Source organism: Arthrobacter sp. 210 2 (assembly GCF_059093025.1).
The window spans coordinates 1-19,345 of record NZ_JBNHIE010000015.1 but is presented as its reverse complement, the minus strand read 5'-3'; the positions used below and the strand labels follow the sequence as shown (position 1 = coordinate 19,345).

Below are 19,345 nucleotides of genomic sequence, written 5' to 3'. Positions count from 1 at the left end.
AAGTGTCGTTTTGAACCCTCAAAACGACAGTTAGCGCTACCTAGTTGGGTCTGCGCGGGATGCCCTAGGCTGGGCCCATGGCTCCCCTGTACTCCTTCGCCGGCAACTCGCCCGCTGTCCACGATTCAGCTTTCGTCGCCCCCACGGCCTCGATCATCGGCAACGCCACCCTGGGCCCCGAATCGAGCGCCTTCTACGGCGTCTCCGTCCGGGCCGACACCGCGGCCATCACCGTCGGGGCTGGCAGCAACCTGCAGGACAACGTGGTGCTGCACGCCGATCCCGGCTTCCCCTGCACGGTGGGCGAACGGGTCAGTGTCGGGCACGCCGCCGTCGTGCATGGCTGCACGGTGGAGGACGACTGCCTGATCGGCATGGGCGCAACCGTCCTCAACGGCGCAGTGATCGGCGCCGGCTCGCTCGTGGCGGCCGGCGCCGTCGTCCTTGAGGGCACGGTTGTGCCGCCCCGCTCACTGGTGGCCGGCGTACCCGGTAAAGTGCGCCGCGGACTGACCGACGAGGAGTACGACGGCGTACGCGCCAACGCTTCCCGGTACGTTGAGCTGGCCGCAGCGCACCGGGAGCTGCACTCCTAGTCCAACGAGATGGGTCCAATCGCGTCCAGCAGGTCGCCCGGTCCCGGGTTGCCCGGCGCGGAAGAGCCGCCCAGGTGGTTCACGACGCCCCACACCGCGTTCAGCCCGGTGGTCACTGCCCCTTCGGCCCAGCCGGCGGTGAAGGACACGTCGTCGCCTGCCAGGAAGATGCCCCGCTGCGATTCGGGCAGGGCATCCTGCTTGAAGTGCGTGAACAGGCGCTGCTGGTAGCGGTAGTGTCCCGGCAGGTTGGCCTTGAAGGCGCCCATGAAGTTGGGATCCGCTTCCCAGGACACCGTGATGGGCTGGCCCACGATATGGCTGGCGATGTCCACGCCGGGGTAGATCTGCTCGAGCGAGTGCAGCATCAGTTCCACGCGCTCATCGGCGTCCAGCGCGAGCCACTTCAGGGCGTCGTCGTTCCATGTGTAGGACAGCAGGATGACGGCGGGCTGGTCCGGCCCGTTGTCCAGCAGGTACGTCGCCCGGTTGAGTCGGTCCGTCAAAGTCATGGACAGGACCTCGTTGCCGGTCTCCGGATCGATGTCCTTCCAGAACGGCCGGTCCACCATCACGAAGGTCTTGGAGGACTGCATGTAGTGCGAGCGCTCGATGGCGGTCCACAGCTCGGCCGGGAACAGGGCCTCCTCGGTGTGGATCCGGGTGGACAGCAGCCAGGACTGGCACGTGGTCACCACGGCGGGGTAGCTGGCTTCGCGGCCCCAGCGTTCACGGACCCGCAGGTTGCCGTCCGGGTCGCGGCTGATTTTTCCGACGGCGCCGCGGGGTGAACCGGAGTGCAGTGAGGACAGGGACGTTCCCTCCGGCCAGTGCCGCATGTCCGACGGCGAATGCTGCCAGAGTGCCTCGGGCAGCCTTTGCGCTCCCCCGCTGATGAGGCGGTGCTGGTCGTCTGCGTCCGTGTAGACCACGCGCAGGATCTCCAGGATGGAATTGGGGAAGTCGGTGTCCCATCCGCCGGTGCCGAAGCCAACCTGTCCGAACGCTTCGCGGTGCGCAAACCCCGCCTTCTTAAAAGACTCGCTGGCGGCGATGAACCCGTAGAAGGTCTGCTCGTCCATCAGCGGCAGCAGTTCGTTCCAGAGTTCCTTGATCCGGGCCGTGTCCCGGGCACGGATGGCATCCTGCATCTCCGCGAACTTGGCACCGTCATTGACGGCCGCCTTCCAGGCGTCCGCAACCTCCCGGAAGAACGGCGGAAGATCGCTCGGCTTTTCCGCATAGTGCTTCTGCCCGGCCAGTTCGATCACGGTACTGGAGGTGGCGTCGGCGAGCGGGTTGGGGAATTCCTGGGTGTCCAGGCCCAGCAGGTCCACATAGTGGTAGAAGGCCCTGCCGGAGACCGGGAAGCGCATGCCGCCCAGGTCCGCCACCACACCCGGCGCGGCGGGGAACGCGGCCGTGCGGAGGCGCCCGCCGATCCGGTCGGCTTCGTACACCACCGGCCGCAGTCCCAGCTTCATCAGTTCATACGCCGTGACCAGGCCGGACAGTCCCGCACCAATAACGGCAACCTCGGTTCCGAGCAGCTCGGCCGGCAGCGAGCCCAGCCCGTCCGGGTGTGCCAGGTAGTGGTCGTAGCTGAAGGGAAAGTCCGGGTTGAGCATGGTGATGGGTGCCGTCTGCTCTCCGGGACGCCGGCCAGGCGCGCCCGGCGCCAGGGTGGAGGTACTGGACGGATCGGAGGCCGGAAGTTCGGTGGCGATGGTCATGGAGGTGTCTGCCTTTGTTGGTTCGGGGCGTCGATGGGTTGCTGTGGAGGGTCAGGACTTGGAGGCTTGGGGCGTGGCGGGTTGGGTCGTGGCGGACCGGGCGGACAACTCAAGGTATTCCTCGTTGCCCAGCGCCGCCACCCTGGAGTTCCGGCGTCCGTAGCCGAAGTAGGCGGCCAGGCCCACCAGCATCCAGATAGCGAAGGTCATCCAGGTGTCGGCTCCGAGGTTTGCCATGAGGTAGCCGCACATCAGGGCGCCGAGAATCGGCGTGAGCGGGAAGAACGGCACCCGGAAGGTCCGCTCCAGTTCCGGACGCGTCCGGCGGAGGTAGATGACCGCAACATTCACCAAGGCGAACGCGAACAGGGTGCCGATGCTGGTGGCATCCGCCAGTGCGCCCAGCGGGACCAGTCCGGCGGTGAGCGCGACGGCGGTTCCCACCAGGAGCGTACCGGCCACCGGGGTGCCGGTCCGGCGGGAGACGCGGCCGAAGATCGCGGGGATGAGGCCGTCGCGGGCCATGGACAACAGGATGCGGGTCTGGCCGTAGAGGACCGTCAGGACGATGCTGGCGATGGCGAGGACGGCGCCGACCGCGAAGACCAGGGCAATCCAGGGCTGTCCGGTTGTCTCTTCCAGGATCTTCACCAGGGCCGCTTCGGTTCCGTCGAACCAGCCCCAGGGGCGGGCGCCGATCGCGGCCACGGCCACCAGGACGTAGATGGTGGTGACGATCAGCATGGAGAGCATGATGGCGCGCGGCAGGTCCCGCTTGGGGTTGCGTGCTTCTTCGCCCGCGGTGGAGGCGGCGTCGAAGCCGATGTAGGAGAAGAAGACGCGTGAAGCTGCGGCCGAGACGCCGGCGGCTCCCATGGGCAGCAGCGGTTCGAAGTTTCCGGCGTTGAAGGCGCTGAAGGCGACGGCACAGAAGAAGAGCAGGATTCCTACCTTGACCACCACGATGGAGGTGTTGATCCAGGCGCTCTCCTTGGCGCCCCGGACCAGGAGGACGGTGGCAAGCACCACGATCACCATGGCGGGGATGTTGACCATTCCGCCGTCGCCCGGCGGCTGGGAGAAGGCGTCCGGCAGCACCGAGCCGAACACGGACAGGGCTTCGTTCACGTACTGTCCGGCGCCGACAGCAACGGCCGCAACGGACACTGCATATTCCAGCACCAGGCACCAGCCGCAGATCCATGCCATCCCCTCGCCCATGGTGGCGTAGGTGTAGGAGTAGCTTGAGCCCGACACCGGAACCAGTCCCGCCATCTCGGCGTAGGAGACCGCTGACAGCAGGGCAGCGAGGCCGGCGATGGCGAAGGAGATCCAGATGGCAGGTCCCGCCAGCGGGACGGATTCGCCCAGGATCACCAGGATGCCGGTGCCCAGCGTCGCACCCACGGAGATCATGGTCAGCTGCAGGACGCCAAAGCTCCGGACCAGGCGGGGCCCGCCCTGGCTGGACTCAGCCTCGCTGACCATTTGGGCGATCGGTTTGCGGCGCAGCAACTGAGCGCCGAGGGTGGGACGGCCGGCCGGGCGGGCCGGAGCCTGGCCGGAGAGTGTAGGCACAGTCATCGTTGACGTCCGTTCGTGTCGGTGAGTGGTTGAACTGGTTTCCCCTCCCCCAGCGTAGGGGTGTGAGCCGTATCTCAGAGGTGTGCAAAGTGACCTATAGTCATTGGTCATGAGACGCAATGCACCAGCCATCAGTGCCCCCGCCGATGATTCGGCCCCTCAGCTGGATGCAGTGACACTGGGACAGTTCCTGGCCGCGCTGCCTCCGGCGGTGGCCGTTGTGCACGATGCCGGCAACGGCCACACTCCGCTGCGCTGGGTGGAGCCGAGCGAGCTGGAAGATCCCACGCCGTACCTGCTGGACGGGGAGTTTGTACTGACCGCCGGCCTGCCTTTCCGCGGCGGCAGCAATGGAAGGAACGACGGCGGCGGCACCGCAGGCAGTGACCGCGGCAGGAGCCGCGCCAGCGGGGCCCACGCCTACGTCCGCCGGCTTGTCGCTGCCGGGGTTGCGGCACTGGGTTTCGGCCTGGAACCTTACTACGATGCTGTGCCCGGCGATCTTGTGGCCGCGTGCCGGGAGCATGGCCTCACCCTGGTCGAAGTGCCCGCCAGCGTCCCGTTCGCCGCCCTCGGACTCGAGTTCTCCAAGCTGCTGGAATCCGGCAACGCCCAGGTGTTCAGGCAGCTGGCAGAAACCAACCGGCACCTGATGCGGGCCGTCCTTTCGGCCCGGCCCGAGCATGAGCTGCTGGCGGCCCTGACCCAGCGGGTTCCGGTGTGGGCTGTCCTGGCCGGAGCAGACGGGAGGGCGCGCGCCCGGGCGGGTGCCGCCGTCGAACTTTCCGCACTCCAGCCCCTGCTTAAGAGGCTCCTGGCGGGAAGCGGCCCGCGCGTCGAAACAGAGGCATTCGATATACCCGGCTCGGCGCTGGTGTTCGGCCATCCCCTGCGGAGCAGCAGGGACGCAACGCTCGGCGGCCTGGTGCTGGGCGCGGACAAGCCGCTCACCCCCGCCCAGAACAACGTGGTCTCCTCTGTGGTTGGCCTTTTGGAACTCCTGGTCCGGCAGCGGACAAGCGGTTCGCTGGCGCCGAGCCAGCTGGCCACCGCCTTGCTGCTGCACCCCGAAAGCCTGGCCGGGGGCAACAACAGGGAGCTGAACGCCATGAGGGATCTGTTGGCGCAAAGTGTTTCCGGAACCCGGACCGGGCCGGTCCGGGTGGTCCAGGGCATCCGGACTGATCCTGCAGCTGCCGCCGACGGGCCGGTCCGGGAGCTGCTCCAGTGGCGGCGGCTGTTCGACACGAAGATGGTGGAGCTGACGGGGTACGGGTTCGCTGCGGTAACGCGGCTGAAGGTGGATGAGCAGCTGCTGGCGGAGGTGGAGCAGCTGGGCTGGCGGCTCGTGGTCGGGCAGCCCGCGGAACTCCCGGGTCTTGCCGCGGCCTACCGCAGTGCCACGGCGCTGCGCCCCAGGGTCTCGGCTACCGGCAAGTCTGTGCGGGAAGAGGAACTGACGTGGTCCGTCACTGGCTTACTGGGCGGCGATGCCGGCGCCATGCTGGCCGCCCGGCTCCTGGCACCGGTTCTGGACCAGGAGCCCGACCGTCGGGACTCCCAGCTCCAGGTCCTCCGGTCCTGGCTGGCCGCCAACGGTAACTGGGACGCCACGGCAAAGGACCTGGGCCTGCACCGGAACAGCGTCCGCCGCCAGATCAACGCCCTGGCGGAGCTCCTGGACATGAACCTGGGGCAGGCGTCAGTCCGCGCCGAGTTGTGGATTGCCCTGCAGTTTGTCGATGCCTCAGCGCCTGCGGATGAGGTGGCGGGCGGCGGTCAGGCGTCCCAGGACCGGTAGAGGTCCGGGCGGCGCTCGGCCAGGTACGGCACGGTGGTCCGCTCACGCCGGGCTGCATCCGGGTCTACCTCGGCGAAGAGCAGCTCCGGCGCTTCCCCGGCTGCGGCCAGCAGCTTCCCGTCCGGACCGGCGATCACGCTGCCGCCCAGGAAACGGCAGTCATCCTCAATGCCTGAGTGGTTGGCGTAGGCGATGGTCAGCTGGCTTTCGAGCGCCCTGGCCCGCAGCAGCACCTGGGGAACGTCGTCGAATCCGTGGGCCAGGGCTGTGGGGACCAGCAGCAGTTCAGCGCCGCCCGCAGCCGCGGCACGCACGGCTTCGGGAAATTCCACGTCATAACAAATCACCATGGACGTCGGTATCCCATGGAAGTGCACGACGGCGGGGCGTTCCGTTGCCGGGGTAAAGGCCGCCCTTTCATCCGGGCCAAACAGGTGAACCTTGCCGTAGCTGAGCAGGCTACTGCCATCGGTATCCACAAGAGTGGCGCTGATCTGCCAGTCCCCCTCAGGGGTGATGCGGGGAAGGCTGTACACCAGCGCGATGCTGTTTCGGCGGGCGATATCCGCGAGCCGTTCGTGGAGCACCGGCAGGAGTGCCGGATCCAGCCCGGCCCGGACGCGGCGCGGAGCGTATCCCACCGGGAAGAGCTCCGGGGTTACCAGGACTTCAGCGCCGGCCGCTGACGCGGAGCGGGCAGCGGCGTCAATGACGGAACAATTGGCTTCGGGATCAAGGACCGCGGCGTTCGCCTGCAGGAGTGCCAGCAGCACTGCTACCACCTTCCGTCGTTGGGGCGGCCCCTCGCCGGGGCCTTACAACCAGCGTAGCCAGCGGCCGCGACGCTTTCCGGGGCCATTTGCACCTCACTTGCCGAATAGCTGGCCACATTGTCCCGGCGTCCATCACCGGCCCTGGCATGCCTTATGCGTTAACTTCTTGACTCCAAGGTGAGCGATAGGGCAATCTTCTTAGCATGTCCGCAACCCCGCGCTCAACGAGGAGCAAGCCGAAAAATCCCGGTTCACAGTCCGCCTTGCGGCAGCTGAACCAGCAACGGATTATCGAGACCCTCATGGGCGGACCCTCCACCCAGGCCGAGCTGGCCAGGCAGACGGGACTCTCCACCGCCACCGTCTCCAACATCGTCAAAATCATGCTGGATTCCGGACTGGCCTCCACCGAACCGATCACCAGCTCGGGCCGGAGGGCACTCAACGTCAGGCTCAACAGCAACGGGGCGGTGGCTGTGGGAATCGACTTCGGCCGGCGCCACCTCCGGGTGGTGCTGGCTTCCCTGAGCTACCACGTCATTGCGGAGGAATCCGTCATGCTCCCCCTCGGCCACCAGGCAGAAGAGGGCATCCAGGCGTCGGTGGTCCTGCTGGACAAACTACTGCGCGAAAGTGGCATTGACCGGTCAGCCGTGGTGGGTGCCGGCGTCGGAATTCCCGGGCCGATCGACAGGCGGACGGGGACGGTTGCGCAGGGTGCCATCCTTCCTGAGTGGGTGGGGATCAACATCCTCCAGTACCTTGAGGAAACCTTGAGAATCCCCGTGTTTATTGACAATGACGCCAACCTGGGCGCGTGGTCCGAGGTGACCTGGGGGCAGCACACCGGGGTCAGCAACCTGCTGTTCCTGAAGATCGGATCAGGCATCGGTGCGGGCTTGATCCTCAACGGCGCCCCCTACTACGGGAACGTCGGCATCACCGGTGAAATCGGCCATGCAACCATCCATGAACAGGGCCTCGTGTGCCGATGCGGCAACCGCGGCTGCCTGGAAACCATCGCCTCCACCACCACCATGATCGAACTCCTCAGCCGCGGCGAGGACCGGCCGCTCACGCCTGCGGACATCGTCAGGAAAGCCCTCAGCCGGGACCCGGCCACGCTCCGCGTCGTGGACGATGCTGGCCTGTCCGTTGGCCGCGCCCTGGGCAACGTGGCCAACCTCATCAACCCTGAAGTGATCGTGGTGGGAGGACCGCTGGCCGGACTCGGCGACCTCCTGCTGGAGCCCATCCGCCGCGGCCTGGTCAGGCATGCCGTCCCCGTCATCGGGGAGACCACAACACTCACCATGTCCTCCCTGGGAGACCGTGCGGAGGCCCTGGGCGCTGCGGCCCTGGTCTTCCAGCACGCCGGGATCCGGAAGACCTAGACCGTTTCGTTATCCAGCAATTGCGTTAAAGACTTGACGACAACTGCTGTGATCCAGTTTACTTTTGGATCAGACGGCCCTGCGCTTTGCCGGCCGGACAAAGAAGTCATTGCATTGGAGGGTTAGGGCATATGGCGTCCCAGACCACGCAAACGGAACCGGTCATCCTGGAGATGCGGTCCATCACCAAGGAATTCCCCGGCGTCAAAGCGTTGGACAACGTGAGCCTGCGGGTAAAGGCTGGCGAGATCCACGCGATCTGCGGCGAGAACGGTGCCGGCAAGTCCACCCTGATGAAGGTTCTTTCCGGCGTGTACCCGTACGGAAGCTACGACGGCGACATCGTCTACCAGAACCAGGTGCAGCAGTTCCGGGATATCAGGGCCAGCGAACACGCCGGCATCGTGATCATCCACCAGGAACTGGCGCTGATCCCGGAACTCTCCATCATGGAGAACATCTTCCTGGGCAACGAACCCACCAAGCGGGGTGTCATCAACTGGGCCGAAGCCCGCCTGCGGTCCCTTGACCTGCTGGCCCGCGTGGGCCTCCGTGAGGACCCGGACACCCCCATCAAGGAAATCGGCGTCGGCAAGCAGCAGCTGGTCGAAATCGCCAAGGCCCTGAACAAGTCCGTGAAAATCCTCATCCTGGACGAGCCCACCGCCGCGCTGAACGAATCCGATTCCCAGCACCTGCTGGACCTGATGCTCGGCCTGAAGGCCAAGGGCATTACGTCCATCATCATTTCGCACAAGCTCAACGAGATCGAGCAGATCGCCGACTCCATCACCATCATCCGGGACGGCAAGTCCATCGAGACGCTGAACGTGAAGGCTGACGGGGTGGATGAGGACCGGATCATCAAGGGCATGGTGGGCCGCACACTGGAATCACGCTTCCCGGACCACACGCCCAAGATCGGAGAAGTGTTCTTCGAGGTCAAGGACTGGACCGTGGCCCACCCCAACGTCCAGGACCGCCTAGTCTGCAAAAACTCCAGCTTCTTCGTCCGCCGTGGTGAAATCGTTGGCTTTGCAGGGCTCATGGGTGCCGGCCGCACCGAACTGGCCCGGTCAGTCTTCGGCCGTTCCTACGGCCGTTTCATCAACGGCCATATCTACAAGGACGGCAAGGAGATCACCCTCAAGTCGGTCCGCCAGGCCATCGACGCCGGCCTCGGTTACGTTACCGAGGACCGCAAGTCCCTGGGACTGAACCTTCTCGATGACATCAAGACCACCACTGTGGCAGCCAACCTGCGCAAAATCAGCCGCAACTCCGTGGTGGACCCGAACCAGGAATTCACGGTGGCGGAGCAGTACCGCAAGTCGCTCCGGACCAAGACCCCCTCGGTTGAGGAAGGCGTGGCGAAGCTCTCCGGCGGCAACCAGCAGAAGGTGGTCCTCGCCAAATGGATGTTCACGGACCCCGACCTGCTGATCCTGGACGAGCCGACCCGCGGCATCGACGTCGGGGCCAAGTACGAGATCTACGGCATCATCCAGCAGCTCGCCAACCAGGGCAAGGGAGTGATCGTCATCTCCTCGGAGCTCCCCGAACTCCTGGGCCTCTCGGACCGCATCTACACGATCTTCGAAGGCGCCGTTACCGGTGTCCTGACCAAAGAAGAGGCCAGCCAGGAAAGCCTGATGAAACTGATGACCTCTGCCCGCAAAGCCGAAGCCGCCTGACCCTCTGGATCACTCCAGAACCTTCCGGACACAAGGACTGACACCATGAACGCCCTCAAAAAGCTGTTTGGCGGCAACACCCGCCAATTCGGCATGATCTTCGCCCTGGTTGCACTGATCATCTTCTTCCAGATCGCCACCGACGGCCGGACCCTCACCCCCGGCAACGTCATCAACCTCTTCAACGGCAACTCCTACATCCTGATCCTGGCCATCGGCATGGTCCTGGTGATTATCGCCGGGCACATCGACCTCTCCGTGGGTTCCGTGGCCGCGTTCGTGGGAGTCACCGTTGCCCTGGCCATCCGCGACTGGGGCATCCCCTGGTACGCGGGCGTCCTGCTGGGGCTGTTGCTTGGTGCGCTGATCGGAGCCTGGCAAGGCTGGTGGACGGCGTACGTGGGAATCCCGGCCTTCATCGTGACGCTGGCCGGCATGCTCCTGTTCCGCGGCTTCAACCAGTTCGTGGGCAAGTCCAACACCATCCCGGTCCCCAACGACTTCCAGTACCTGGGCGCCGGTTACCTCCCCGAGGTGGGACCCGACACCGGATTCAACAACCTCACGCTCCTGCTGGGCATCGCCGCCACCGCATTTGTCGTGGTCGGCGAACTCCGCTCCCGCGCACGTGCCAAGGCTCTCGGTGCCGAAGTCCCCGAAATGTGGGTGACTGCCCTCAAGCTGGTCCTGATCGGCGGCGCCATCCTCTACGCCACATACCTGTTCGCCACCGGCCGCCCGGGCACCTCCTTCCCCATCCCCGGCCTGATCCTCGCGGTCCTGGTCCTGGTCTACGGCTTCATCTCCTCCCGCACCATCCTCGGCCGCCACGTCTACGCCGTCGGCGGCAACCGCCACGCGGCCGAACTCTCCGGCGTCCAGTCCAAGAAGGTCAACTTCCTGGTCATGATGAATATGTCCATCCTGGCCGGCCTGGCCGGCATGATCTTCGTCGGCCGCTCCACCGCCTCTGGCCCGTTCGACGGCGTCGGCTGGGAACTGGACGCCATCGCCGCAGTCTTCATCGGCGGAGCCGCCGTCACCGGCGGCGTGGGCACCGTAGTGGGGTCCATCATCGGTGGCCTGGTGATGGCTGTGCTGAACAACGGCCTGCAGCTCCTCGGCATCGGCGCCGACCTCACCCAGATCATCAAGGGCCTCGTGCTCCTGATCGCCGTTGCCTTCGACGTCTACAACAAGAGCCAAGGCAAAAAGTCGCTCATCGGCATGCTGATGAAGAACATCGGCGGCGGCCGTGCCGGCGGCGGACCCAGCAACCCGCTTCAGCCCGACGAGACCACCTCCACCAAGGAAGCCATCGCCAGGGAAGCCTGAGCCGTGCAGCCTGAACAGCGTTACACCACTACAGAGAAAGAGAACCAACAATGAGAATGTCTGGTAAAGCAGGAAAGGCAGCAGCGGTAGCTGCCATCGCAGCACTGGCGCTGACGGGCTGCGGCCGCTCCGAGCCCACCACGGGTGGCGGGACCGAAGGCGCCGGCGGGTTCGAACAGGACGCCGCCATCGCCGTCGCACTTCCCCAGAAGACCAGTGAAAACTGGGTCCTCGCCGAAAAGCTGTTCAATGACGGCCTCAGCGATGCCGGGTTCAAGCCTGACGTCCAGTTCGCCAACGCCGGCGTTTCCGAGCAGCAGAACCAGATCAGCGCCATGATCACGAAGAACCCCAAGGTCCTCATCGTGGGCGCTGTCGACGGCACCCAGCTCGGCACGCAGCTGAAGCAGGCCAAGGATGCCGGCGCCACCATCATCGCGTACGACCGCCTGCTGCTGAACACCGAGAACGTGGACTACTACGTGGCCTACGACAACTTCAAGGTCGGCGAACTCCAGGGCCAGGCGCTGCTGGAAGGCCTGCAGGCCAAGAAGCCGAACGGCCCGTACAACATCGAACTGTTCGCCGGCTCCCCCGACGATGCCAATGCCAAGGTCTTCTTCGATGGCGCCATGAGCGTCCTGAAGCCGAAGATCGACGACGGCACGCTCAAGGTCCTCTCCGGCCAGACCAACTTTGAGCAGGCTGTCACCCAGGCCTGGAAGAGCGAGAACGCACAGCGCCGCGCTGACACCCTGCTCACCGGCAACTACACCAGCGAGCCCCTGGACGGCGTCCTCTCGCCGAACGACACCCTGGCCCGCGCAGTCCTGACGTCCGTCAAGGCCGCCGGCAAGCCGATCCCGGTGATCACCGGCCAGGACTCCGAAGTAGAGTCGGTCAAGTCGATCCTGGCTGGCGAGCAGTACTCCACCATCAACAAGGACACCCGGAAGCTCGTTGAGCACGCCATCACCATGGCGAAGGACCTCCAGGCCGGCAAGGAACTGGAGATCAACGATCCGAACTCCTACAACAACGGCGTCAAGACAGTCCCGGCCTACCTGCTGGAGCCGGTCATCGTTACCTCCGCGAACGTGAAGACTGCCTACACCGACGATCCGGTACTCGGCCCGATCACCAAGTAGCCAACTCCACGCGAGAAGCCCGGTCCCTTTCTGAGCACATCAGTAAGGGACCGGGCTTCCCTGCGTCTGTTGGAACGTGGGCGGAATTACCGCTTGACCGTCAGCACACCGGGGCCAGTGAACTGCAGCGCGTGGTTCCGGACTGCCTGCGGCGTGGTGAAGGCTTTGTAGCTGTAGGCGTCCGCGGGGTTCCAGCCGACGTCGGTGGTGAAGTCCCAGCCGGTCCAGTCGGGGGCGGACGTGCCGGAAAGTTCTGCTTCCGCCAGAGCCTCTGCCCGGTTTTGCTCGAAGGACGCCCGGGCCACCGAGTTCAGGTCCGCATCGGCCCCGTTGAACCAGGAGCCGGTGTCGCTGAAGCGATGCCCGTTATAGCTGCTCACCATGACGGTGGGATCGGCACCGGGTCCGGAGTAATCGAACGCATTGCCCTCAGAGAAGATCCGGGACTCGTATCCCGCGCCAAGGAAGTAGCTGTTCCCGCCCTGACCTTCACTGACCATGGGGTATTGAGGGTGGTCCGTGCTGCCCACGAAGTAGTTGTTAAGGACGTCGACCTGGCCGAAGCGCACGCGAGGCCCGCGCTGCTGGATGTTCTCGAAGTGGTTCCCAATGTAGCTGACGCGCAGCTTGCCGCCGTCCTTGTCCACGTGTTCGTCACCGGATCCCAACAGCATGGTTTTGTCGTGGTTGGCCAGCTTGCTGTTGGAGATGGTGACAAAGTCGGTGCCGTCCTTCAGGTCCAGCAGGCCGTCATGCCGGTTGGCGGGCTTGCCGTTCGGTCCCAGCGGGGCCTCACTGTCCGGGTACCGGCCGTCGCTGAGCCGGACGTGGTCGATCCAGAGATGATCGGAGGTCACGGAGGAGACGGCGTCGAAGCGGGCGTTCCAGGCGCCGTCCCCGTCATCCGGCGACCAGGTGCTGAAGAAGTCCACGGGCGCCTCCACGCTCAGGTTGCGCATCACCACGTTGGTGGCACTCAGGATCACGATGTTGGCCCCGACAAATCCGGAATCAGCGCCCACGCCGATCAGCGTCGTGTTGCTGGGCAGGCTAACTTCGATCTGTCGCTTCATGTTGTTGCTGCCGGTCTGGCGCAGCTGGCGCTGCTTTTTGCAGTAGTCAAAGGTCTGGTCGCTCCACACCTTGCCCTCCGGGCCGAAGCAGGACATGTACTTGTGGATGTCGTATCCAGCAGCGTAGTCCTGCTCGCGCAGGATGCGGCCGTCCGTTGTCTGGTTCCCGTCAATAGTTCCGTTGATATAGATGATTTTGGCTGCCGTTGGGTCGCCGTGGTTGGCCAATGCGGCCTTAAGGCCCGCCAGCGTGCTGACCTCGTATCGATTTTCGGCCGGTGCACCTGCCCCGCCGTTCGTGGCGCGTCCGACGGCGGCCCAGCCGGTGGGTGCAGCATCGTCCGGGCGAATGATGCCTCCGCCGGTAGGGGCAGGGCTGGCAGTTGCGGGAGAGGTGGAGGCCAGGCCCGCGGCGAGTGCCAGAACAGATGCTGAAGCGGCGATGCCTGCGGTTCGGCGCAGTCTGCCGAAAGTAATAGGGCGTGCGGTAGTACGAATTTGGGACGTCATTGGCCTTTTTTCCGGCATGCCAAACAGCCCACATGCCTCGGTGGGTTCGGATAAAGGGGGAAGATCTTTCCTTCGAGAAAGCGGTTTCTAGAAGTCACTTAATACTTACGCGCCGTGTGACTGGGCTGTCAAGAGTTCTTCACAGCCCAAACACAGCTTGGACCGGTTCCCTGCACAGGGTGAAGCACAACTGTGGACCTGAAGCCGGCCTCCCGGGCCGGCACCGGAATCATAGGAGTAACGTGAGCGTCCTTGCCCGCAGTTTAGGCAATGCCTTCAGAAACAAGGTCCGCACCGCCGCCGTCGTCGCAGTGCTGGCGGTGGCCATCGGCCTTGCCCTGGCCATGCTGGTGGCGAACCAGGCGGTTGGAGCCAAGGTCCAGGAACTCAACGCCTCGGTGGGCACCGTTCTGACCGTCAACCCGGCCGGCGGCCAGGGCTTCGAAGGCGGCGGCGAGCCGCTGACCAGTGACCAGGCAGCAACCGCCGCCGCCGTTCCCAACGTCAGTGCCGTCGTCGGGACCTCATCCCTTAGGCTGAGAAACGCCGCGGAAGCTGCGGCGCAAAGTGCTGCAGGCGCCCAAGCCGGCCCAGGCGGCGGACAGGGCGGTCCGGGAGGCCAGGCTGCGGCCACGTTGACCACCAGCCTCACGGCCGCGGTGGACGCCGGTACGCTGGGCGGCCGCAACCAGGCAGCCAACGGCACAACGGGTACCACCGGCACCACCCAGCCGGTCCGGTCGCTGCCCATTACTGCCACGGGCATCGGCGCTGAAGTGGACACGACGGGCAAGGCGCTGAGCATCACCGAGGGCACAGGCCTGGGTGATTACACGGCCGAATCCACGAATGCCCTGCTGGGCACCAGCTTGGCCGACAAGAACAGCCTCACGGTGGGATCGACCTTCACCATCAACGACCAGACCTACACCGTGGCCGGGCTGTTCGACTCCGGCACCACGTTCGGCAACAACGCCGTTTATCTCACGCTCCCGTCAGCCCAGACCCTCGCCGGACTCCCCGGCGAACTGTCCAGCATTATCGTCACCGTCGATTCGCTCGAAAACGTCGAAGCCGCCAAGACTGCCTTGCAGTCCTCCCTCGGCACCGACAAGGCCGACGTCACGCAGGACCAGAACCTCGAGACCGCCGTCAGCTCATTGGGCAGCGTGAAGAACATCTCCTTCATCGCCTTCGTGGCTGCCTTGGCAACCGCCGGCCTGATCATCCTGCTCATCATGGTGATGCTCGTCCGCGAGCGCCGCAGGGAAATCGGCGTGCTCAAAGCGATTGGCGCACCCAACCGCACCATCGGCCTGCAGTTCGTCCTCGAAGCCCTCGTCCTGGCGGCACTGGGCAGCGCGGCGGGCGCCGTGATCGCGGCCTTCGCCAGCAGCGGCATCGCATCAGCGCTGATCAGCACCAACAGCACCACCACGAAGGCGACTGCCACTGCCGGCCGCGGCATGCCCGGCGGCGCCGGCGGGGTCGCAGGGGGCGGGGCAGGTTTCCCTGGCGGCCAAGGGGGACTCTTCGGCGGCGCCTCCCAGCTGCTGGCCTCCGTCACGGCCAGCGCCTCCCCCGAAGTCATCGCTGCCGGTATCGCAGCCGTGTTAGGCGTCGCCATTGTTGGCGCTCTCGTCCCGGCGCTGCTGACCGCGCGCATCCGTCCCATCGAAGTCCTGCGAGGAGAATAAACATGATTGAAGTCAAGAACCTTGTCCGCACCTTCAACTCGGGTGACCGCACCATCAAGCCGGTCAATGATGTCAGCTTCAATTTGGAGCAGGGCACCCTCGCCTCCATCGTGGGCAAAAGCGGCAGCGGAAAGAGCACGCTGTTGTCCCTCCTGGGCGCGCTGGACAAGCCCACCTCCGGAGACGTCGTCGTCAACGGCGTCAGCCTTGCGGGCATGCCCGACGGGAAGCTGACCGAATACCGGCGCCGGGACATCGGATTCGTGTTCCAGCAGTTCAACCTGATCCCCAACCTGTCCGCCCTGGACAACGTGATGCTGCCGATGGAGTTCGCCGGGATGCGGAAGCCGGCCAGGCTGCACCGTGCAAAGGAGCTGCTGGAACAGGTCCAGCTGGTTGCCGAAAAGCACGACCGTCGCATCAACAGGCTCTCCGGCGGTGAACAGCAGCGCGTGGCGATCGCCCGTGCCCTTGCCAACGCACCCAAGCTGATCCTGGCCGATGAACCCACCGGCAACCTGGACGAGCAGACCGGCGACCACATCATCGAGCTGCTCAGCTCCCTCTGCCGCGACCACAACACCACCATTCTGGTGGTCACCCACGACAGGGCTCTGGCCAACAAGACGGACCGCCGCTTTAGGCTGCAGCAGGGCAAGCTGACCGAGGAGCCGGTACGCGACCGAACTGCCATGGCCGCCACGGCCTAATCGCCAACGCCTGCCCATCGACGGTGAGAGGATGGGCATCATGAGTGCGCCCATTGCCAAACCGTGGCTGTCCAGCCAGTCCGACACGGATCCACGTTCCGCTACCGGCAAGACATTGCGGTGGGGTGTCATCGCCACCGGCGGCATCGCCCGTTCCGTCGCCCAGGACCTGGCATTGCTGGCCGACGCAGAGCTGTACGCCGTCAGTTCCCGCGCCCAGGATACAGCGGACGCTTTTGCCGTTGCCTACGACTTTTCCAAGGCGTACGGGGACGACGGCGGCCAGCGCGGCTACCAGCGGCTGCTCGCCGATGAGGCGGTGGACATTGTCTATGTGGCGACTCCCCATGCGCAGCACCATGAGATAGTCCTCGCCGCACTGAACGCCGGCAAGCACGTTCTCTGCGAGAAGGCCTTCACCATCAACGCGCGCGAGGCCGGCGAACTCATCGACGTCGCCCGCAGCCGGAAGCTCTTTGTGATGGAGGCGGTCTGGAGCCGTTTCCTGCCCAGCGTGCAGCGGGCGTTCGACATTGCCGCATCCGGCGAACTCGGCGACATCCATTGGGTGAGCGCCGACCTCGGCTTCCCTGCACCGTACTCCCCCACCTCCAGGCTCTGGGCCAGGCAGGACGGCGGCGGAGCGCTGCTCGATATCGCCGTCTACCCGCTGCTGTGGGCGCTCGGAACCCTTGGCTTCCCACAGACCGTCAGCGCCACAGGGTTCCTGAACGACGACGGCGTCGACGCCCAGAACGCCATGACCCTGGGTTACAACCACGGAGCCCAGGTCCAGCTCACCTCGTCGCTGCTGTCCCACGGCCCGCGCATCGCCACTGTTGCAGGAAGCCTCGGCTTCCTGCAGAGCGTGGGATCCATCAACAACCCGCGCGAACTTACCGTCGCAAAGGGGTGGGACGAACGCCGGACGGAAGCATTCGACGTGGTGGGCAAGGGGTACACGTACGAACTTCGCGAGGTCACGCGGTGCATTCAGCAGGGCCTGACCGAGAGTCCTGTCATGCCCCTGGAAGATTCGCTGAACACCATGCGTCTCTTTGACGGCGTCCGTGCCCAACTCGGGGTGACTTACCCCAACGACAGCCACGGAAGATAGTTGAGCAGGGCGTTTTCCGTGGCACCGGGGTCAATAACATGACATCCGGAACCGGTAATGGTGGTGGATGGCTTCTGCCATTACCGTTTTTGTCGAATTGTTTTAGTTCGCTCTAGACTTCCTGCAACATCCAGTCTTACGCTGTAGACGTCGTCGAATAGACCAGTACTGGGGGTGGTACGCATGGGTGAAGCTCGCTCCCCGTGGCGTGTCCTCAGGCCGGTACTCCTTGCCGGGGCGGCCGCAGTCAGCTGGCTGACACTTTCGTCCACAGCTGCCTCTGCTGACGCCCTTTCGGATACAACGTCCCTTTTGGGCGGTGTGACCAGTTCAGTCTCTTCCGTGGCGGATAAGGTGACCACCCCGGTGCCCGCGTTGCCCGCTCCGGCTCCTGCTTCGGCAGTCTCCGCGCCGCTTCCCGCACCCGCGCCGAAGGCCGGGCTGCTTCAACCTGTGGTGGCCCCCGTCGCGAAGCTCGCCGACAATCTCGTGTCCTCCGTTCCGGTAGTGAGCCATATCGTTCCGGCCGGAACGGTTTCTGCTGTTTCTGCTCCCATCGCTGAAGTTGCTGATGGAGCCACCACAGCAGTGGTTGAAGTGGTGGTTCCCCCGGTTGCAGAGGCCGTTCCGGTCCTGGAGCCGGTTCTGGACCCAGTTGCCGATCTTGTGACAGGCACGTCACCCCTACCCGTTCGGGTTCCTGAACTCCCCGGGACCGCCATTGGCGAAGAGCCGTCCAAGGTTGCAGCTGATACCCCTGTACTTGGTGCGGTCACGGCAACCGTCAGTGAATCAGTGGAAGAACCAGCTCCTGCAGGGAGCGCGTCCACCGACGCATCCGGTGTTCCCAGCGCTCCGGCCACAGCTGTTGGCGTGGCTTCCCTCGCTGGCACTTCCGCACTTTCTTGGACTGGGCTGACCGGAGCTGGCCCGGCTACAGAGCAGCCGGGCACTGCCGACCATGCGCCCGTGCCCGCACAGAACCCGGCTGTTCCCGGCTCCGGCTCGGGCAGCAGCGCGTCCTCTTCGACGTCCTCAGGTTCAGCGGCGTGGCTGACCCCCTACAGCTTTGACCTTCCCTTCAACGGCCTTGTCCTGGCCGGCGAAGCAACTGAGCATGCCCCCTCACCGGTGTCGTACGACCCCGGTTCCTCTCCTGACTAGTTGAGTCCCGTCTGCCCTTCTGTTGGCAGAACGTGGCCCTATGGGCAGCTGACAAGCGCCCGACTTCAACTTTTCAGGAGACATCATCATGAGTTCCAACCTTCACAGGGGGCTGCTTGGCACCCTCTTTGCCGGCGGGCTTTTGGCCTTCGGCTGCACCGCGGCAAATGCCGCGGATACCACCAGCGGATCGGATCTTTCCGCATCTGCCCTGATCTCGGCGGCGGCGTCCGCGGATACAACGTCGTTGGGCCTGCTGGGTGACCCAACGCCGTCCGATTCCACGGGCGTCGCCGCCGTAGCCACCGTCGACCTTGGCCTCGGCAACGCTGCGACCACCACGCCGGAAGCACCCGCAACCGACCTCACCGTCGCAGCAGACGCCGTCCTGGACCTCGGCACCAACCAAGCCACCAGCCCCGACCTCGCTGCAGCAGCCACCGTCGACCTCGGACTCGGCAACACCGGCACCACCACGCCGGAAGCACCCGCAACCGACCTCACCGTCGCAGCAGACGCCGTCCTGGACCTCGGCACCAACCAAGCCACCAGCCCCGACCTCACTGCAGCAGCCACCGTCGACCTCGGACTCGGCAACACCGGCACCACCACGCCGGAAGCACCCGCAACCGACCTCACCGTCGCGGCGGACGCCGTCGTGGACCTCGGCACCAACCAAGCCACCAGCCCCGACCTCGCTGCAGCAGCCACCGTCGACCTCGGACTCGGCAACACCGGCACCCCCACAACGGAAGCACCCGCAACCGACCTCACCGTCGCAGCAGACGCCGTCGTGGACCTCGGCACCAACCAAGCCACCAGCCCCGACCTCGCTGCAGCAGCCACCGTCGACCTCGGACTCGGCAACACCGGCACCCCCACAACGGAAGCACCCGCAACCGACCTCACCATCGCAGCAGACGCCGTCGCGGACCTCGGCACCAACCAAGCCACCAGCCCCGACCTCGCTGCAGCAGCCACCGTCGACCTCGGACTCGGCAACACCGGCACCCCCA

General features: G+C 65.3%; 15 protein-coding genes. 11 read left to right on the top strand and 4 right to left on the bottom strand.

Annotated elements, in window-relative coordinates:
- Positions 1 to 77: 77 nt before the first annotated feature.
- Positions 78 to 596 carry a gamma carbonic anhydrase family protein gene (locus tag AC5RWA_RS20505; protein ID WP_494058870.1) on the top strand — a complete coding sequence of 173 codons (519 nt, stop codon included), beginning with the start codon at positions 78 to 80 and terminating at the stop codon, positions 594 to 596.
- Here AC5RWA_RS20505 and AC5RWA_RS20500 read toward each other — a convergent pair.
- Entirely contained in the window at positions 593 to 2,329 is a 1,737-nt protein-coding gene (locus tag AC5RWA_RS20500) for a flavin monoamine oxidase family protein (RefSeq protein WP_494058869.1), read from the bottom strand. The genes AC5RWA_RS20505 and AC5RWA_RS20500 overlap by 4 nt on opposite strands.
- Positions 2,330 to 2,380: 51 nt before the next feature.
- Entirely contained in the window at positions 2,381 to 3,913 is a 1,533-nt protein-coding gene (locus AC5RWA_RS20495; protein ID WP_115524407.1) for an amino acid permease, read from the bottom strand.
- A 109-nt stretch (positions 3,914 to 4,022) separates the two neighbouring features.
- On the opposite strand from AC5RWA_RS20495, the gene AC5RWA_RS20490 reads away from it, so the two are divergent.
- Complete coding sequence (locus AC5RWA_RS20490; protein WP_494058868.1) at positions 4,023 to 5,714, top strand: PucR family transcriptional regulator; 1,692 nt, start codon at positions 4,023 to 4,025, stop codon at positions 5,712 to 5,714.
- Here AC5RWA_RS20490 and AC5RWA_RS20485 read toward each other — a convergent pair.
- Complete coding sequence (locus tag AC5RWA_RS20485; protein WP_494058867.1) at positions 5,693 to 6,487, bottom strand: nitrilase-related carbon-nitrogen hydrolase; 795 nt, start codon at positions 6,485 to 6,487, stop codon at positions 5,693 to 5,695. The genes AC5RWA_RS20490 and AC5RWA_RS20485 overlap by 22 nt on opposite strands.
- 203 nt (positions 6,488 to 6,690) lie before the next feature.
- Here AC5RWA_RS20485 and AC5RWA_RS20480 point away from each other — a divergent pair, with 203 nt between their 5' ends.
- The 4 genes from AC5RWA_RS20480 (at position 6,691) to AC5RWA_RS20465 (ending at position 12,058) form a co-directional block, all read left to right on the top strand.
- Positions 6,691 to 7,881, top strand: a complete 1,191-nt coding sequence (locus tag AC5RWA_RS20480; protein WP_115524410.1) for an ROK family transcriptional regulator — start codon at positions 6,691 to 6,693, stop codon at positions 7,879 to 7,881.
- A gap of 131 nt (positions 7,882 to 8,012) precedes the next feature.
- Positions 8,013 to 9,575, top strand: a complete 1,563-nt coding sequence (mmsA, locus tag AC5RWA_RS20475) for a multiple monosaccharide ABC transporter ATP-binding protein (protein WP_494058866.1) — start codon at positions 8,013 to 8,015, stop codon at positions 9,573 to 9,575.
- A gap of 45 nt (positions 9,576 to 9,620) precedes the next feature.
- Positions 9,621 to 10,910 carry a multiple monosaccharide ABC transporter permease gene (gene mmsB, locus AC5RWA_RS20470; protein ID WP_115524412.1) on the top strand — a complete coding sequence of 430 codons (1,290 nt, stop codon included), beginning with the start codon at positions 9,621 to 9,623 and terminating at the stop codon, positions 10,908 to 10,910.
- 50 nt (positions 10,911 to 10,960) lie between these two features.
- A complete protein-coding gene (locus AC5RWA_RS20465) occupies positions 10,961 to 12,058 on the top strand; it encodes a substrate-binding domain-containing protein (protein WP_079595754.1) in 1,098 nt (365 codons plus the stop codon).
- Positions 12,059 to 12,144: 86 nt separating this feature from the next.
- On the opposite strand, the gene AC5RWA_RS20460 is transcribed toward AC5RWA_RS20465, so the two are convergent.
- Positions 12,145 to 13,641: a pectate lyase family protein gene (locus AC5RWA_RS20460; protein ID WP_494058865.1), complete on the bottom strand. Its 1,497-nt coding sequence runs from the start codon at positions 13,639 to 13,641 to the stop codon at positions 12,145 to 12,147.
- A 242-nt stretch (positions 13,642 to 13,883) separates the two neighbouring features.
- Between AC5RWA_RS20460 and AC5RWA_RS20455 the strand changes: the two genes are divergently transcribed.
- The 5 genes from AC5RWA_RS20455 to AC5RWA_RS20435 all read left to right on the top strand — a co-directional run.
- The gene (locus AC5RWA_RS20455) at positions 13,884 to 15,338 is read left to right on the top strand and encodes an ABC transporter permease (protein WP_494058864.1); all 1,455 of its coding nucleotides are present in this window, start codon (positions 13,884 to 13,886) and stop codon (positions 15,336 to 15,338) included.
- Positions 15,339 to 15,340: 2 nt separating this feature from the next.
- Positions 15,341 to 16,048, top strand: coding sequence for an ABC transporter ATP-binding protein (locus tag AC5RWA_RS20450; RefSeq protein WP_079595757.1), 708 nt, complete (start codon positions 15,341 to 15,343; stop codon positions 16,046 to 16,048).
- A gap of 40 nt (positions 16,049 to 16,088) precedes the next feature.
- Positions 16,089 to 17,165, top strand: coding sequence for a Gfo/Idh/MocA family protein (locus AC5RWA_RS20445; RefSeq protein ID WP_494058863.1), 1,077 nt, complete (start codon positions 16,089 to 16,091; stop codon positions 17,163 to 17,165).
- Positions 17,166 to 17,486: 321 nt separating this feature from the next.
- Complete coding sequence (locus AC5RWA_RS20440) at positions 17,487 to 18,329, top strand: hypothetical protein (protein ID WP_494058862.1); 843 nt, start codon at positions 17,487 to 17,489, stop codon at positions 18,327 to 18,329.
- Positions 18,330 to 18,417: 88 nt separating this feature from the next.
- The coding region (locus AC5RWA_RS20435) for a hypothetical protein (RefSeq protein ID WP_494058861.1) at positions 18,418 to 19,345 on the top strand (928 nt) is incomplete at its 3' end.

Coding starts and splice junctions, on each gene's coding strand:
- AC5RWA_RS20500 (WP_494058869.1), bottom strand. CDS start 2,329: ATGACCATCGCCACCGAACTTCCGGCCTCCGATCCGTCCAGTACCTCC.
- AC5RWA_RS20460 (WP_494058865.1), bottom strand. CDS start 13,641: ATGACGTCCCAAATTCGTACTACCGCACGCCCTATTACTTTCGGCAGA.
- AC5RWA_RS20505 (WP_494058870.1), top strand. CDS start 78: ATGGCTCCCCTGTACTCCTTCGCCGGCAACTCGCCCGCTGTCCACGAT.
- AC5RWA_RS20465 (WP_079595754.1), top strand. CDS start 10,961: ATGAGAATGTCTGGTAAAGCAGGAAAGGCAGCAGCGGTAGCTGCCATC.
- mmsB (WP_115524412.1), top strand. CDS start 9,621: ATGAACGCCCTCAAAAAGCTGTTTGGCGGCAACACCCGCCAATTCGGC.
- AC5RWA_RS20490 (WP_494058868.1), top strand. CDS start 4,023: ATGAGACGCAATGCACCAGCCATCAGTGCCCCCGCCGATGATTCGGCC.
- AC5RWA_RS20480 (WP_115524410.1), top strand. CDS start 6,691: ATGTCCGCAACCCCGCGCTCAACGAGGAGCAAGCCGAAAAATCCCGGT.
- AC5RWA_RS20495 (WP_115524407.1), bottom strand. CDS start 3,913: ATGACTGTGCCTACACTCTCCGGCCAGGCTCCGGCCCGCCCGGCCGGC.
- mmsA (WP_494058866.1), top strand. CDS start 8,013: ATGGCGTCCCAGACCACGCAAACGGAACCGGTCATCCTGGAGATGCGG.
- AC5RWA_RS20445 (WP_494058863.1), top strand. CDS start 16,089: ATGAGTGCGCCCATTGCCAAACCGTGGCTGTCCAGCCAGTCCGACACG.
- AC5RWA_RS20450 (WP_079595757.1), top strand. CDS start 15,341: ATGATTGAAGTCAAGAACCTTGTCCGCACCTTCAACTCGGGTGACCGC.